Source organism: Microcoleus sp. T3_D1, from assembly GCF_036700405.1.
Lineage (GTDB): Bacteria > Cyanobacteriota > Cyanobacteriia > Cyanobacteriales > Microcoleaceae > Microcoleus.
The window spans coordinates 1-14,967 of record NZ_JAUBOV010000114.1; the positions used below are offsets into that span (position 1 = coordinate 1).

Genomic DNA, 14,967 nt, shown 5'->3' on the forward strand with positions numbered 1-14,967 from the left:
CTCAGGCACGTCTACACTGTCTACAGTGCATCTGTCTACACTGTCTACAACACCTACAGATTTGTCTACACGAAGCAATGATAGCGTCGTGTCTACAGATATTGTAGACACTGTAGACAAGGTTGTAGCCGATCGCCTTGACCCGGTGATGGAACGGATGGCCGCCATTGAGGAACGGCTGGGAAAATTGAGTGCCTGAGTGACGGCAACGATGAATCACTCAGGCAGGAATTGAAAGCGGCCAACAAGCAGCTTGCAGAATGGGATAAGGAACTGAATGAGTTACACGAGCGCAACGGCGATTTAGGACTGAAGGTGCAGATGTTGGAGCAAGAGCTCAAGGAAGTGCGGCGCGATCGGGAGGAAATTAAAAACTCGGCTCCGACCGTCGCAGAATTTCCAGAGCCGACCGACTTGCTCAACCAGTTAAGAGCGCGGCGCAAAAAGTCCGGCGCAAACTTGGCAGACATGGAGGCAGTTTTGGACATACTCAGCTACTTAGAAAAGTAGGACTGAGCTAAAGATGAGCGGAAAACCAGGCTTTCGGTAGCTTAGTCAACCTTAAACCCTTACTACGCAAAAGGATTGTCTAACGGGTACGGCAGGACTTGAACCTGCGGCTCGCTGCTTAGAAGGCAGCTACTCTATCCAACTGAGTTACGCACCCAACTCAAAAATCGCTAACAAGATTATTGTATCGGTGCAGTGTGCGATCGAGCAAGTAAATTATTTGATACTCCCCACTGATGAATCAGGGGGATTCTTGAATAAGACCACACATGGACTTTCAAAGGCGTTATCAATGCGCCTCAACCCACTCAGCATGGACGAATCCAAGCTTTGCGTATACTTTTGGCTTTTTTCGGCTTTCGGAGTCCATCACTTATGCCAGATAGGTACGCTCCACATTTTGATATTTTTTGTCAGTTAAATAGGCTGACTGCTCAAATGCAGTAGTGGCTTACTGTGCCGGAATCTCACTCCAGACTAAAATGTTTCAACACGTAGATGGTTATTCTTAATCGCTGCACTTATCATATCATTGCGACTCCAATTGCGATCGTTCCACGGCGACGGTCGTCGCAGCCGCTTTCCTCCCCATGTCGGTAGCCCGGGGCTTCTCGCTCGTTTTTTGGTGAACTCGGGTAAAGTATTTAGAGGTCGAGTTGAAACCCCAATATTTGGTCGATCGGATATCTCTCCCAATTAAGACGGAACTCAGACAGCACAAGAGTCACAGGTGCTTTTTCCCAGATGTCTATTGGTTATGTTAACATCCCCTAGTGGCAAAGCCTAAAACGCTGACCGCATTACCGAAAAACCAGAGATCGTCCCCTGATTTGAGGTATGAGTTGAGCCAGAATGACTAATTTGCGGATATTGAGTTATGTTGGCTAACATTCTGCTCGACTTGATATTTGATAAAAATGTGGTAGAACTAGGATTGAAAGACTCAGGTGAAAATCCCTGATGGTACGGAGCCTCTATATAAGCTTCCTCTACGGCATCAAAGCAAAACAGTCAATCGCCCGCTCGGCACGAGCGCGAAAATCAAGCGTTGCCAGTACAGCAGTCCTAAATTGTGCGCGGGGGATTTTCCTTCGTGCATTGATTTATACGCCAAGGCTGAGAGACAATCTCAGCTTAGATATTTGTTAGCATTTGTTAGCAAAAAAGTATCGGAACGCTTGAGGAGAGAACCATCTCTGGGTGATCGGGAGCAATCCTGCTAATTTAAGTGGACTCGCTGAATCAAGAATCCCTTCGCCTTTAGGCATCGGGAGTGTCAAAAGCACAGCACCTCGGCCATGACAGGAGTCAAATCGCAGTGTCATGTTTATTCTGAAACGGCAGGATGTTGAAATAACCAATTTTCAACACCCAAAACGGGATCAACAAATTCCCATTCTCAATTATCAGGGGCAGACTTTTCGCCTGATCAGCGCCTTCAACGGCAAGCAAGCAGAAGACGCCAGAGCCTTGTGGCGGGACTTAACCGACAACCGAGGCAAAGCCTGTGTTCTGCTAGAAGAGCCGGATAGATATAGCGTCTGGGGAAAAGTCCGTTTAGATCAGCTTGCCGGTGAAGAACCGGCAGGGAATGAAGCAGCCAAAGCACCACTGTTCGCGCAGGCTTGTCTGCTGCTCCTCCAAGCTGTTTACTTCGATGTAGAAGACCTCTTAGGCGCAAGGCAAGCCACATCGTTTCAGAAAGATATCGCCAAGGTATTTCAGCAGGGAAACTTCCCCCAGGCAGACTCCCCTGATGCGATAAAAAACTGGCTAACCGTTAGTCCCTTGCAAAATCACAAGGTGCCTCCTTGGCAAGAGCAGCATCTCAAGACCTTATTGCAAGAACTCCACCGCTTGGGCAAATCATATTTTGGCAATACGGACTTCGCGGAGGGAGTGAGCGATGTGCTGCAAGATATGCCAGCACCGGATCGGACTCAGTTTCTAGATTGGCTGAAACAATCAGCCCTCAACAAGTTGTGGATCGCAGGATAGAAAATCTGTGACAATTGCTCAGACAATTGGGTCGAGATAATGGATCTTAGATAATTGCACTGTAGGGGGTACGCGATATACAGGTTGGATTGCCAACTTGTATTGACCAACCAAATTGTTGATTCGGTTTGGATGCCACCTATGGTCTGGCAATTTAACTAAGTTTCGATCGCAGTCCCCACCCAAAATCATTGATACGAGTGGGGAAGAGTGAAAGCAAAAAAACAGATACCTCAACATTTGAGGGTAGAATTTCCGAGATAGATTGGGTACTGTAAAAGCCTTAAGGGTGGAGACATATACCGTATTTCTGTCATTATATTTCCGGGTACACGATCGACTAACGACTAATTCCTTGAATTAGTAAATAGATATTATTCTTGTTTAGTCTTTCTAGAGTGTACAAGGGCAAAAGCCCCGACGACACACTGAGGACGCCAGTTATCCCGGAAGCGTCAGATCAAGGTTTTTTAAGGTTTTTTGGCGAAAGAATCCTCATCTCCAATCAAAGATTGAGATGGGGTGCGTTCAACCGCTAGTTAGGTCTCGTGGAATCCCTATGAGTAGCACTTCAGAAAAGTCATCTACATCTTCATCTTTACTGTCAGCTCAGACCCTAGTGATTGTGGGTATTGTCTGGGCTGTCATGGCGCTGCTGTTCTTTTTGCTGTTCAGCGTCCCCCTCTCAGCAGAAGAGGGTCTACCTCTATGGTACTCGATCGGCACTTATATTTTTGAATGCGGGGCATACCTGGGAGCTGCATTAGTTTGTTTTAGAAACTGGCAAAGCCCGCACATGGTCAGCGGGCGCAACGTCTGGCTGGGCATTGGTCTGGGGATGCTGTTCTATTTTATCGGCGGTGTGCTATTTGGCATTTGGGAACTGTATTTCGAGGCCGACCCGGACGTGTCCCCCGCAGATGCCTTTTATCTGGGCAGCTATGTGGTACTGATTGGGGGCATGGTGATCGCTGTGACTTCCAAACGGCTGAATCTAGAAATTTGGCAGTGGGCTTTGTTAGCGGGAATTGCAGCCTTCGGGATTGCTGTAGCTATCTGGGTTGCTGCACCTGAGTCTTGGAAGCTACAGCTAGGAATGTCTCCAGCAGCCACCCAGGAAGTAGTGACAGGCTCTGCGCCCGCGCCTGGGGCAAAAGGGCCTGGTTTAGAAAATTCGTCCAACTCAAAGGTAAAAGGAACAGCCGCGACTGCTGCTAAATCCGCACCCGAAGCAGAAGAAGAAGAAGAAGAAGCAGCAGAACCAAGTAAAACTCCCGCATGGGTAATAGCACTTGACAAGCAACTGTCGCCTTACGCCTATGCAATCAATTTGTTTTACATCGTCGGGGACGTTTTTCTGCTGATTATTGCTACTGCATTGCTGCTGGCGTTTTGGGGAGGACGTTTTTCCCAATCTTGGAGAATGATTGCGGCGGCAACTTTTTCGCTTTACATCGCAGATATGTACTTTAAATGGCGCGATACTCAGGCTGAGGGTAGTTATCAAAGCGGCAGTTTGCTCGAAGTCTTTTTTGTTTTCAGCGCCATCCTGTTCGGAATTGGAGCTATCTTGGAACATGACATCTCAACCCGTTCTCGCCAGAGCAGGCGCAGTCGTCGCGCCGCCTAGCGATTTGAGGTTAGGGTTGCTTTGGCAAGCGATGGGGACGCGAAAGCTGTTTTGCCCTTGTCGGCATCTGTGAGCTTGAAATCGAAAATGAAAAATCACAGTTCGCTGACTGCTAGCCTGCGTCTTTTCACCAAAAAACGAGCGAGAAGCCCTGGCTTTAGACATGGGGAGGAAAGTGGCAGCGACGACCGTCGCCTAACATCTTTATCCTCAATTAATTCCTTCATAGCAGAAGATAGGCTACGACAGATTTGACCCCTGCTGTAGATCGATCTACAGCAGGGGTCAAATCATGAACATAAACAGAATTATATTGTTTATTTTTGACAGGATGAAATCCTACTATGATAGTATAATTTAACAAGGAGGAAAGAGAATATGTTTGGATGCCAACAAAATCTAATAAGTCCCAATACAGACTTAAAAGCAATTCTAGAATTCCTTTGTAGCGAGTCGTCAAAGTTGACGAACTGCGGAATATATTATGCTCGCCAAATGTACTTCAAGACAGGCAAGATACCGAGTAGGGCCCAGTTGCACAAAGTGCTTGGTACAGAAAACCAGAACTTGCATTACAAAGCATTTTATTCGGATACCGCGCAACAGATTTTAACTACCGTCGCTGAGTCTTTTAAATCCTACATTGGACTACTGAGAGGAATTCGCAAAGGCACTGTAACCCAAAGACCTAGATTACCGAATTATCGACAAGGCGGTCTAGCTTTAGTGACTTATACAGGTCGCTCTGTCCGGCTTAAGGATGGACTACTGAGATTCCCATTGGGCAGCAAGGTTAAAACTTGGTTCGGCTTGGATGCTTTCTATCTTCCTCAGCCTACCAATCTCGACTACAAAGCAATCAGAGAATATAGGATTCTACCTCGAAACGGTGCCTTCTATTTAGAGTTGATTTACAAACTGAAAGATGTCCAAGTAGAGGTAGACCAATCCAATGTCTTGATGATCGACCACGGGATGAACAATTGGTTGACTTGTATCAGCAATGTGGGGACTAGCTTAATAATTGACGGACGACATCTGAAGTCCATCAATCAAGGATATAACAAGCGTGTTGCGTTTTTGATGTCAGGGAAAGCGAATGGTTACTGGTCAAAACGATTGGAGGGTTTAACTGAGAATCGCAATCGCACCATGCGGGATGCTGTCAACAAAGCAGCTCGAAAAGTAATAAATCATTGCTTGCTCAATAAAATTGGTACTGTAGTATTCGGCTGGAATGCTGTCATGAAAAATGGTATTAGTTTAGGAAATAAAACTAATCAAAATTTTGTTCAGATTCCAACTGGCCGGCTAAAATCCCGTATTGCTCAGTTATGCGAGCAGTACGGGATTCGGTTTGTGGAAACCGAAGAGTCGTATACGTCGAAGGCTTCCTTTATCGATCTTGATTTGCTACCTAAATTCTGCGAAAAACCAGAAGGGTGGCAACCTTGCGGTCAAAGAATTAAGCGCGGATTGTACCGTACTCTTGAAGGTTTGTTGATTAATGCTGATTGCAATGGGGCAGGCAATATCGGTAGAAAAGTAGCGGCAACTTTGGGGCTTTGTCTCAAAGAAGTCAGTAGAGGCGCATTGATAACGCCTTTGAAAGTCCCTTTATGGTCTTAGTCAAGAATCCCCCTGATTCATCAGTCGGGAGTATCAAGTCTTTTTGCTGGAAAACTTGGCATGACGCCTACAAAACTCTCCGATTCAGACAAACGCGAACTCATCAGGCTGTACCGACAGTCAAACGAGAATACTATCACTCTGGCAAAGCGCTACGGAGTGAGCAGTTCGACTGTGAGGCGCATCATTCAGGGGGCTTTGTCGGGGCCGGAATACGAATTTCTAGTGCAGCAAAAACAAAAGCGTTTGTCCTCTAGCACCAGTGTTTCTGAACCGACAGAGAGGACTACTGAGCCGTCGGCAGATGGCGAAACCGATCCTGTAGGTGTCCCCCTGTCGGAGTCAGCCCCTGTCCAGCAGTCAGCCTCTAATTCGAGACCGACGATCCGAAAGCGTTCTGGAGCAGTCCCTGAACCAGTTGCAGAACTCGAAATTCGAGGGAATGTAGAGTCGGATTTGGATGTTTCTGATGTGCCAGATGCCCAAGCAGCCAATCTTGCCGATCGCAGCCACCGCGCTGTTGTAACTGGTGAACTAAAGGCAATGCTGCCAGCATCCGGGCTGCTGGCAGGTGAAGATTTTAGCGATTTCGAGGAAGATGACGAGGATGAGGATGAGGATGAGGATGATTTAGATGACGACTTCGACGAAGATTTAGACGATGAAGACTCTCTATTTGAAGGCCGTCTGCTGGGTTCAATATCGTCAGGGGAGTCGATCCTCTTCGAGGGCTTCGCTAACGAGCTTCGGGGTACAGGACTGATTCAAGTTTTGCCTTTAAGCGAAGCATCTCTGCCCAAAATTTGTTATTTGGTGGTCGATCGGGCGGCAGAGTTAATCACCAGACCTCTAAAAGCTTTTGGCGACCTCGGCCAAATTCCGGCGGCGGAAATTCGCGAGAAAACTCTGGCAGTGTTTGACAATCACCGAGTGGCCCGCCGATTTGCTACTCGCAATCAAAGGGTTTTCAAGATTCCTGACAGCAGTATGCTGCAAAAAGCAGCGCCTTATTTGCGAGCTAAGGGAATTACTCGGCTGCTGATTGACGGTCAGGTATATTCCCTATAAGGGATCAAATCTATTTAATATTGTACGGTGTCGGATTCTTCTGGATTTGCCGGAAATTTAGGACGCGAGTTTTGGGAATCTGAAAGGTTCCACAGCGGTTGCAGTAGCGCACCTCCGATCAGTCCTGCACTCAGGCTCATTGCCAATACTACCCCTACGGGCATTTGTATCGATTGAAAAAAGATAAAGTTTAAGGATACTGGGGCGGCGTTCTGCACTGAGATAATGCCGATCGCGCTGACTAAAATTGCTACTAAAAAACTAATGGCGAGCAGAGGAATTGTTTTCATAAACGGGTTGACAGGCTAGTAATTTAACTGGTATAATTGTTTTATAATCGAAATATGTGTGAAAATTTTATTTTTGCAAACACCCCATTATTTAATAATATACAATTTTATCTGGATAAAAGTCAAGTAGATTCGGAAAAAATTTAGGAATTTTTTAAATTAATTAAAAATTAAAAATAAATAGATAAATTTACAAATCCCAAACTTTAACAAATCCCAGTGTATTGCAAATATATAACTGGCTCAGCAGTATCGATGATTAATGTTCAGAGGCTTTGCCAGAGTTATAAAAAATACGTAAGGTGCGCTTCGGCGCACCTCACAATCCCAAGCGCTAGGGGAAAAACCCCCCGTTAGAATAGGTAGAAACTTAAACAGGTTCTAATTGGGAAATTACCTTTTCCATGTGTTGGGCAACTTGGCTTTCTTTTTCCACAGAATTGGTTTCCATGTAAACGCGCATCAAGGGTTCGGTTCCCGAAGGCCGCAGCAGTACCCAGCCACCGTCTTCAAGATAAAGTTTAATCCCGTCTTTGCGGCCGATTTCCTTAACGGCGATACCTGCTACTTCTGTGGGGGGATTCTTGGTAAAAGATTCCAAAACGGCTGCTTTGTGGGCTTCTTCTAGGTGCAAGTCCAAACGTTTGTTGTACAGGGGGCCGTCGGCTTCTTTAATGGCTTCTTCGACTAGCTGAGAAAGCGGTTTGCCTTCATAGGCGATCGCCTCAGCAACTAGCATATCAGCCAAAATCCCGTCTTTTTCAGGAATGTGACCCAAAACGCTCAAACCGCCAGATTCTTCGCCACCGATGAGCACCGCAGTTTCCCGCATTTTTTCGCCGATGTATTTAAAACCGACTGCGGTTTCGTAGATTGTTAAACCGTACTTGGCGGCCAAATTGTCCAGCAAGTGGGTAGTTGCGACTGTACGGACGATCGCCCCAGTCAATCCTTTATTCTTAACCAAGTGACGCGCCAGCAGCAACAGCACAGTATTTGGAGTCAAGACATTTCCCAACTCGTCAACAATACCAAAGCGATCGCTGTCGCCATCGGTAGCTAAACCCAAATCCGCCGAATCCTTCTTAACAGCTTCCACCAACTCAACTAACTGTTCCCCCTTGGGTTCGGGCATTCCGCCACCAAACAGCACGTCGCGGTAGGTGTGAAAACTTTCGACTTCGCAGCCGCAGTGTTCCAAAACCCCATCGAGATAGCCGCGAGAAGTCGAGTAGAGAGCGTCGTACTTCACCTTCAACTTAGCAGAGCGAATCCGCTCCACATCGATCAAAGTATAAAGAAACTTCAGATATTCGGGTTTCGGGTCAAAACTGGATATTTTATCGTTGTGGCTGCCTTTGGCTGGGGCATCAGAAGCACCAGCAATATTTGCCACAATGGTATCAGTAATTTCCGGGGTAGCCGGGCCCGCGTAGTCGGGGATGTATTTGATGCCGCAGTAAGGTGCGGGGTTGTGCGAAGCCGTGAACATCAGGGCTCCTGCGGAGTTGAGATGCTTGGCGCTGTAGGCGATGACTGGTGTGGGGCAATCTCGATCGACCACTTTCACCGTCCATCCCAAATCTGCCAATACTTCCGCCGAGGTGCGGGCGAACTCGTCTGCCAGAAAGCGGGTATCGTAGGAGACTAGAACTGGGCGGTCTTTGGTGTAAGCGGTTTCTAGGTAACTGGCGATCGCACGGGTGACTTTTCGCACGTTGGCAAAAGTAAAGTCATGGGCAATCAGTCCCCGCCACCCATCGGTTCCGAACTTAATTTCTGTTGAATTGCTGCTAGCGCTCATTTTATCCACTTCCTCTCGTCCTACTAATCCTACCCGAAGCCATAGCCTTAAAGACATACTGGCCGTGCTGTTTGTGAGGAGCGATCGCCCGTGGGGCCCGCATCAACCTAATCCTATCGTTGTAGGGACAGGCTTGGGCCTCCGACAGAGGACTCGAACAAGTCAGAGTGGGCAAAATGTGGGAGGGATGGGGCTAGTCAGGCGCTAATTCCGGTTTTGAAGGGTAGTTTGCCGATCGAAGGGACGACGATCAATTGCGGGCGATTCGCTACGGGATAGCTTCGCTTCACGGCGCAGCTAAAAAACCGATCGCAAAAAACAGCCCTGGCAATAGCCTTAACGAAATGCACATAAATCTGATTCTCATCTCAAATTTAATTTTTTATTTAGAAAAGCCGATTATTAAATTTGTTAGAGTTTACTAACAATCGCCAGACTCACAATACATTTCTAATTCAGCTATAGAAATAAATTAACCAAAGTCACCCCTAGATCGTGCTGTAGCCTAGCTTCATTAAGAAATTAGGGCGATCGACCAAATCGCTCCAACACAAAGATAAAGTATTTCAAGCAGCAGTTTTTTTGAGGCAGAGTTGACTTTAATTATCAGATTTTAAGACCAATTAAATTTATGTCGAGTCCTCTTTATAGGTCAAAAAAATAAATTAGGATCGCGATCACAGGGTGATGGTGATCGATCGCACAATAAATAACGTTATTAACGTGCAACTTATAAAAGATGCAGGCCGTCAAGCCAAATGGCTTATAGCATTAAGCGTAATGGCTGATGACTGTCAGCGTACAAAGGCAGAAAATTGTAGTTAACAACGTTAAAAATTAGGGGAATCGATCGGGTGCGACTTAATAAAAAAACGAGGTTTATCATGACGGGTATTTCACAAATATCTTCAAAATCTTTACCAGCAGCCGACCAACTTCAACAGGGCGCAATTCAGGCGTCCCAAGGTATTACCGGACCCGACACTGACCAACTCCCAAAAGCTAAAGGTGTCAGCGTTTCTTCCTTCGCAGTTAGCTGGGCAAAAAAATATTACAGTACAGTTGCGACACGAGAGAACCAAGGGCCACGCCAAATTCTCCCCAGCCTCGATTTAACTAATTTTGAGGGAAATAGGGCCCCAATAGTTGACAAATTGACAGATACCCTGAAATTAGCCAGCGAGATAGCTTGGAGTAGAGTAGAAGCTCTTTTAGGGAAACAAATAGAGCGGCACGCGATCGATCCAAGTTTAATTAATTCTTTAGAAATTGCCGCCGATTCTCGCACCTTATATCGGAAAGCAATAGACGCTTATGCGGATAGAGAACCTGTTTTCCGCTTGTCAGTGCTGGTGGGAAAAGATATTATCAAAGTGAGGCGAAAATACTCAGAGACAGATCCGTTAGTGCTGGGATTTGTGACAATGCAGTTTCAATATACTAGCAAAATCTTGTTAGGATGTCTTTCGGAGTCAGAGCGAGCGGAATTTGCACCCTACTTAAAAGTTGTAGACGACTATCTGCACATTCCCTACGGAGAGATTAACGAGGCTGCGGCGAATCAGCCCCCGAATTCAAGAGCTCTATTAGCCGTTCAGCATTTGTTGCAGCACACGACTCAGATTGCTAGTGCAGTGTACGATCGAGCTAGTGCCCAGCATCAAGGATACCGCAGCAGCAGCGGGTATTTGAGCGATCGGGAGGTAAAAAATTCTGGTATCCGGGATGTGGAGATTTTTCAAAGCTATTTGTGCTGGTGCGTTTTGGAAGGTAGTATTCGCCCGGTACAGCAAGAATTGTTTCCAATTTGCGTGATGTTGTACCCCAAACTTCATGTAAGTTGGGAGTTAGTGCAGGATATGCTGCTGATTTTATTTTGGGAAATATGCGATCGGCTTCCTGCTGAAGATTTAACGGTATTTGTACCTTACTTGCGTACTTTGACTGAGATGTTTTCCAGCGATGTGTTTGAAAATTAGGTAATTGGGAATTGGGAATTGGGAATTGGGAATTGGGAATTGGGAATTGGGAATTGGAAATTGTCTCAACATTTACCAATTGCCTATTTAAAACTAAAAGCTGCCACTGCCAAACATCCCCAACCGGCAATAAAAGCAACTCCCCCCAGTGGCGTAATTGCACCCAGCCATTTGATGTCGCTCAAACTCAGGGCGTACAAACTGCCTGAAAAGATGATTGTGCCGGCAATAAAAGCCCATCCAGCCACTGCAAAAAAGGTTTGAGACTCTTGGGCGCGGCTCAAGAGTAAAGCGACGAGTAATAGAGCCAGGGCATGGTACATTTGATATCGGGCGCCGGTCTCAAAAATTGCTAAAGCTCGATCGGTCAATTGATTTTTCAAAGCGTGGGAGGCGAAAGCACCGCCTGCAACGGATAAACCTCCGAAAAGGGCTGCGGTTGCTATGAAAATGCGAATTAGGATTAGTGATGACATAATTTAATGTGGATTGGAGAAGGGATCTCGCTTCAAACCTCGGTTCAAGCAAATAGAAGGTTTTCTGCTATGGTTTTAGGTTTTGGGAGAGATTTACCGTCTACCTCATATTCTTTAACTAAAAGCTCTAAAACCTCTACTGCATTCTTCAAAGCTTCTTCGTAGGTATCTCCGTGAGTGTGGAACTGCTGGGATGGAAAATCAGGTAAGTGAACTAGGTAGCAGTTATCTTCATCAGACCATTGAATAACAATTATATAAGGTAATTTCATAATTCAGATTCCTCTTCTTGAATTGCTTTCAATATTCCTAGCTTTCAGTTAACTTCTTTCTCTAAATACAGTTTCGCATCATCGCCGTCATTTCCAGCGATGGTAATTGGTTCATGATAGTAGTAAAGGATGAACCCATCTGGTATGACTGCCTTTTGCCGAACGATAAGTGAACCCAGCTTTTAGCAGCAGGCTTTTGAGTTCTCGAATCTTTTTGGGCATAAGCAGACATTAAAATTGTGGCAAGGGGACGGGAACACTTTAATTATATTCCAGAAAGTAGCGGTTGTCAAAATTTGTAATCCGAGATAGATTCTGCCTTGTTCTACAGTAATCCTTTCGTTATGCCAGTGTTTAGGGCAAGATAAATAAAGACGATCGCCCTTGCCATCAGAAAGGATCTCGCACTTTTTCCCCACAGATAAAAGTGGAGGGATGAAGGGAGATCGCACCTCGCAAAAGAAAAGCGAGATACCCACAATATCTGTAGGGTCTCTCGCATTCCCCACGACAATCTTTGATGCGATCGATAACTCAATTTGGGCAATGCAACGCCTGAGCCTGAACGACAATACCAAAACCTTTGATATCGCTTGACATCCGAGTTTGTTTCATGTAAAATAAGTATCTAATTCTCTGATTTTTGACTGGTAAAATCTACTTATCAGATGAACTAACAAAACTGACTCAGAGGCTAATTTATGGTAAGCATAATTTCTGAACATATTACAATTAATCCCGGTTTTTGCGGTGGGCAACCTTGCATTACTGGACATCGAATTAAGGTACAAGATGTGGTAATTTGGCATGAGGAAATGGGAATGTCACCAGAGGAGATTATTTACCATTATCCTTCAATTACTCTAGCTGATGTTTATGCAGCTTTGACTTATTATCACGATCATCGTGAAGAAATTAGGACACAAATTAGAGAAGATGAAACCTTTGTTCGGGGGTTGCAAGCCCAAAATCCTTCTATCCTTCAGCAAAAATTAAAAAGCCTAAATGTCAAGAACTCTTAACTTTCATTTGGATGAAAATGTAAGTAATGCTATTGCGATTGGCCTGCGAAGGTATGGGATTAATGTGACGACTACAACTGAAGCAGGCTTATTGGGAAAGCCTGATGAACTTCATGTAGAATTTGCGATGGCCGAAGGGAGAGTAATTTTTACTCAAGATGCAGATTTTTTAAGGATAAATGAAGCTGGATTACCTCATAATGGGATTATTTACTGTCATAAAAATAGTCGCTCTATTGGAGAAATTTTGAGAAGTTTGGTAATGATTTGGGAGTATCTTGAGTTGGACGATCTGACAGGGCGTGTGGAGTTTATTTAAGACTAACGATCGCCCTTCCCATCCAGAAAGGCGATCGCCCCTCCCCAAAAAAGCGATCGCTCTTTTTTTACCGCAGATAAACGTGGAGGGAAGAAGAGCGATCGCGCTCACTTGCTCGATGGGGCGATCGCGAATTTGTCCGACTTGATTGTTCATATCCCTGAATCGACAGTCAGAAGATGAAGCGGTAGCAGAAGATGAAGCAGCGTTTGATAATAAAGAGTTCAAGTTCCTTTGGAGTTATTACCGTTAGTTAGAGAGTTAATCGCTAAACATTATGCCAGTGTTTAAGACAAGATAAATAAAGGCGATCGCCCTTTTTTGGTAAGGGCGATCGCCTCGATCGCAAACCTATCTGATGATTAGATTTAGAGAATGATGAAATTCGCTGCCGTCAGGGAATTATTATCGTAAACGATCGTAATAACATTCCCCGAATTAGAGCCGAGAGTGATTTGAGCAAAGCGTTTACCGGGATCGGGATTGCCATTGACATCGTTTACTGTGCCGTTGAAGAAGTTTCCAGGTGCGCTTAAAACAGTAGCTCCGTCCTTAAATCCATAGCTAGCGGCCAACTGTATTTTGTCATCAGCTACCGTAAAATCCCCTATCCCATCTTTACCGCTTGCGACATCAAAAATAAACATATCGCTGCCAGGGCCTCCTGTCAGGGCATCCTCGCCAAGACCACCAATCAGCGTATCATTGCCACCGCCGCCGTTAAGTACATCGTTACCAGCACCTCCAATCAAGGTATCATTGCCAGCTACACCGTTGATGATGTCGTTACCCCCTAAACCGTTGAGAGTATCACCCAAATCTGTACCAAGGACTTTATTATCTCCCTCAGTTGCAGTGGTTGGCGTTGAATCTTGAACGGTAAATCCTTGGAATTTGTAACCAACATCTGCAAGCAATGCTAAATCAACTTTAGTGGGGATATAGGTTGCACCACCGCCATCACCAAGAAGAGATGGCAAACCACCTTTACTAACAATACTAGCTGGATGTCCCAAGTCGGCTCTAAGAGGAATAGGATTGCCTGCATTAGCAGATCTGGCATTGGAACCGTCAAAAGAGGCTCCAACTGTTCTTGCACGGAAAGCTGGTGAAAGACCAATCCCTAAAGCGTGTGCTATCTCATGGACAGCAGTAATAAACAAGCTGGCATCATTGCCTTGTTCGCTCGGAGTAGCACTCAAGTCGAAAATGTTTGGCTCGACGCTATACGAGAGGTTAGAAGCAAATGACATGGTGCTTGCATAGGGTTCATAATTCACCCCATTGATCCGATCAGATAAAACATAGGAAAAATTCGTTGCATCTTGATAACCAGCACCCTCGCCTTGTGTTTCTCCAACAGAGCCACTTAAAGGTCGAGCACCCACAAATATCGCAAGATCGTCAATGTCCTGATTTAAAACAACCTTATCTTTTTGTCCAGTTTGAGGATTTTTAATCCAGAACTCGGTGCCGGCAGGAACATTGGGAAATTCATCTTGGATAACGGCTTCCCAGTAGTCTGCTGCTGCTTCTAAAGTAGCTTTGCGGTTGGGGCCATTGATGGGGTCACTGAAGAATCCATTGGTATCAAACCGATAGTCAAATGTGATGTTGAAAGTGCTTACCTGAGACGGAGCACTAGCACGATTTTGAGCTTTGCCGACAGTTTGGTAATGTTCCCAAGCTGTTTTTGTTTGCCCAGTCAAAATTGCGTTAGCAGCATCGTAATTATTGACAAGGTAGAACTTTTCATCGAAGGATGCGGGCTGTGGTGTCGGAGTCGTAGCCGGAGTTGGTGTTGTCACCGGAGTCGGAGTCGTAGCCGGAGTCGGAGTCGTAACAGGAGTCGGAGTCGTAATCGGAGTCGGAGTTGTCACCGGAGTCGGAGTTGTCACCGGAGTCGGAGTTGTCACCGGAGTCGGAGTTGTCACCGGAGTCGGAGTTGTCACCGGAGTCGGAGTCGTCAC

At 45.7% G+C, this 14,967-nt stretch carries 13 protein-coding genes, 1 tRNA gene and 3 pseudogenes; 10 read left to right on the forward strand and 7 right to left on the reverse strand.

From position 1 onward, the window contains the following. A pseudogene (locus QT992_RS30720) lies at positions 1-199 on the forward strand (hypothetical protein); the annotation flags it as partial. Positions 200-231: 32 nt separating this feature from the next. Beyond that, on the forward strand, positions 232-510 hold the full coding sequence (locus QT992_RS30725; RefSeq protein WP_333319992.1) for a flagellar alpha dynein: 279 nt from the start codon (positions 232-234) through the stop codon (positions 508-510). A gap of 83 nt (positions 511-593) precedes the next feature. On the opposite strand, the gene QT992_RS30730 is transcribed toward QT992_RS30725, so the two are convergent. Further along, positions 594-667, reverse strand: a tRNA-Arg gene (locus QT992_RS30730). Positions 668-1,833: 1,166 nt separating this feature from the next. Here QT992_RS30730 and QT992_RS30735 point away from each other — a divergent pair. From QT992_RS30735 to QT992_RS30750, 4 genes are all read left to right on the forward strand, one after another. Further along, positions 1,834-2,508 (forward strand): Npun_F0813 family protein, encoded by a 675-nt coding sequence (locus QT992_RS30735; RefSeq protein WP_333055855.1) that lies wholly within the window; start codon positions 1,834-1,836, stop codon positions 2,506-2,508. A gap of 559 nt (positions 2,509-3,067) precedes the next feature. Continuing rightward, positions 3,068-4,138: a hypothetical protein gene (locus QT992_RS30740; RefSeq protein WP_333319991.1), complete on the forward strand. Its 1,071-nt coding sequence runs from the start codon at positions 3,068-3,070 to the stop codon at positions 4,136-4,138. Between the two features lie 378 nt (positions 4,139-4,516). Beyond that, the gene (locus QT992_RS30745) at positions 4,517-5,767 is read left to right on the forward strand and encodes a transposase (RefSeq protein ID WP_333341897.1); all 1,251 of its coding nucleotides are present in this window, start codon (positions 4,517-4,519) and stop codon (positions 5,765-5,767) included. 60 nt (positions 5,768-5,827) lie between these two features. After that, positions 5,828-6,835, forward strand: coding sequence for a hypothetical protein (locus QT992_RS30750; RefSeq protein ID WP_333341899.1), 1,008 nt, complete (start codon positions 5,828-5,830; stop codon positions 6,833-6,835). A 14-nt stretch (positions 6,836-6,849) separates the two neighbouring features. Here the strand turns inward: QT992_RS30750 and QT992_RS30755 are convergent, their stop codons facing one another. After that, entirely contained in the window at positions 6,850-7,125 is a 276-nt protein-coding gene (locus QT992_RS30755) for a LapA family protein (protein WP_333202540.1), read from the reverse strand. A 370-nt stretch (positions 7,126-7,495) separates the two neighbouring features. Beyond that, positions 7,496-8,986, reverse strand: coding sequence for a phosphoglucomutase/phosphomannomutase family protein (locus QT992_RS30760; RefSeq protein ID WP_445251159.1), 1,491 nt, complete (start codon positions 8,984-8,986; stop codon positions 7,496-7,498). An 827-nt stretch (positions 8,987-9,813) separates the two neighbouring features. On the opposite strand from QT992_RS30760, the gene QT992_RS30765 reads away from it, so the two are divergent. Further along, a complete protein-coding gene (locus QT992_RS30765) occupies positions 9,814-10,908 on the forward strand; it encodes a hypothetical protein (protein WP_333319985.1) in 1,095 nt (364 codons plus the stop codon). Positions 10,909-10,991: 83 nt separating this feature from the next. Here the strand turns inward: QT992_RS30765 and QT992_RS30770 are convergent, their stop codons facing one another. From QT992_RS30770 to QT992_RS30780, 3 genes and pseudogenes are all read right to left on the reverse strand, one after another. After that, positions 10,992-11,384, reverse strand: a complete 393-nt coding sequence (locus QT992_RS30770) for a DUF423 domain-containing protein (protein WP_333319983.1) — start codon at positions 11,382-11,384, stop codon at positions 10,992-10,994. Between the two features lie 44 nt (positions 11,385-11,428). Next, positions 11,429-11,656, reverse strand: coding sequence for a type II toxin-antitoxin system HicB family antitoxin (locus tag QT992_RS30775; protein ID WP_333319981.1), 228 nt, complete (start codon positions 11,654-11,656; stop codon positions 11,429-11,431). 44 nt (positions 11,657-11,700) lie between these two features. Then, a pseudogene (locus tag QT992_RS30780) lies at positions 11,701-11,878 on the reverse strand (type II toxin-antitoxin system HicA family toxin). A 479-nt stretch (positions 11,879-12,357) separates the two neighbouring features. On the opposite strand from QT992_RS30780, the gene QT992_RS30785 reads away from it, so the two are divergent. Genes QT992_RS30785 through QT992_RS30795 form a run of 3 tightly spaced genes read left to right on the forward strand, consistent with a single transcriptional unit; the run spans position 12,358 to position 13,145 of the window. Then, entirely contained in the window at positions 12,358-12,678 is a 321-nt protein-coding gene (locus QT992_RS30785) for a DUF433 domain-containing protein (protein ID WP_333150254.1), read from the forward strand. Continuing rightward, positions 12,662-12,997, forward strand: a complete 336-nt coding sequence (locus tag QT992_RS30790; RefSeq protein ID WP_333319979.1) for a DUF5615 family PIN-like protein — start codon at positions 12,662-12,664, stop codon at positions 12,995-12,997. The genes QT992_RS30785 and QT992_RS30790 overlap by 17 nt, the downstream gene beginning before the upstream one ends. Then, positions 12,981-13,145: a hypothetical protein gene (locus QT992_RS30795; RefSeq protein WP_333150251.1), complete on the forward strand. Its 165-nt coding sequence runs from the start codon at positions 12,981-12,983 to the stop codon at positions 13,143-13,145. The genes QT992_RS30790 and QT992_RS30795 overlap by 17 nt, the downstream gene beginning before the upstream one ends. A 220-nt stretch (positions 13,146-13,365) precedes the next feature. Here QT992_RS30795 and QT992_RS30800 read toward each other — a convergent pair. Continuing rightward, positions 13,366-14,967 (reverse strand): annotated as a pseudogene (locus tag QT992_RS30800) (hypothetical protein); the annotation flags it as partial.

Coding starts and splice junctions, on each gene's coding strand:
- QT992_RS30775 (WP_333319981.1), bottom strand. CDS start 11,656: ATGAAATTACCTTATATAATTGTTATTCAATGGTCTGATGAAGATAAC.
- QT992_RS30745 (WP_333341897.1), top strand. CDS start 4,517: ATGTTTGGATGCCAACAAAATCTAATAAGTCCCAATACAGACTTAAAA.
- QT992_RS30790 (WP_333319979.1), top strand. CDS start 12,662: ATGTCAAGAACTCTTAACTTTCATTTGGATGAAAATGTAAGTAATGCT.
- QT992_RS30785 (WP_333150254.1), top strand. CDS start 12,358: ATGGTAAGCATAATTTCTGAACATATTACAATTAATCCCGGTTTTTGC.
- QT992_RS30770 (WP_333319983.1), bottom strand. CDS start 11,384: ATGTCATCACTAATCCTAATTCGCATTTTCATAGCAACCGCAGCCCTT.
- QT992_RS30760 (WP_445251159.1), bottom strand. CDS start 8,986: ATGTCTTTAAGGCTATGGCTTCGGGTAGGATTAGTAGGACGAGAGGAA.
- QT992_RS30750 (WP_333341899.1), top strand. CDS start 5,828: ATGACGCCTACAAAACTCTCCGATTCAGACAAACGCGAACTCATCAGG.
- QT992_RS30740 (WP_333319991.1), top strand. CDS start 3,068: ATGAGTAGCACTTCAGAAAAGTCATCTACATCTTCATCTTTACTGTCA.
- QT992_RS30755 (WP_333202540.1), bottom strand. CDS start 7,125: ATGAAAACAATTCCTCTGCTCGCCATTAGTTTTTTAGTAGCAATTTTA.
- QT992_RS30735 (WP_333055855.1), top strand. CDS start 1,834: ATGTTTATTCTGAAACGGCAGGATGTTGAAATAACCAATTTTCAACAC.
- QT992_RS30765 (WP_333319985.1), top strand. CDS start 9,814: ATGACGGGTATTTCACAAATATCTTCAAAATCTTTACCAGCAGCCGAC.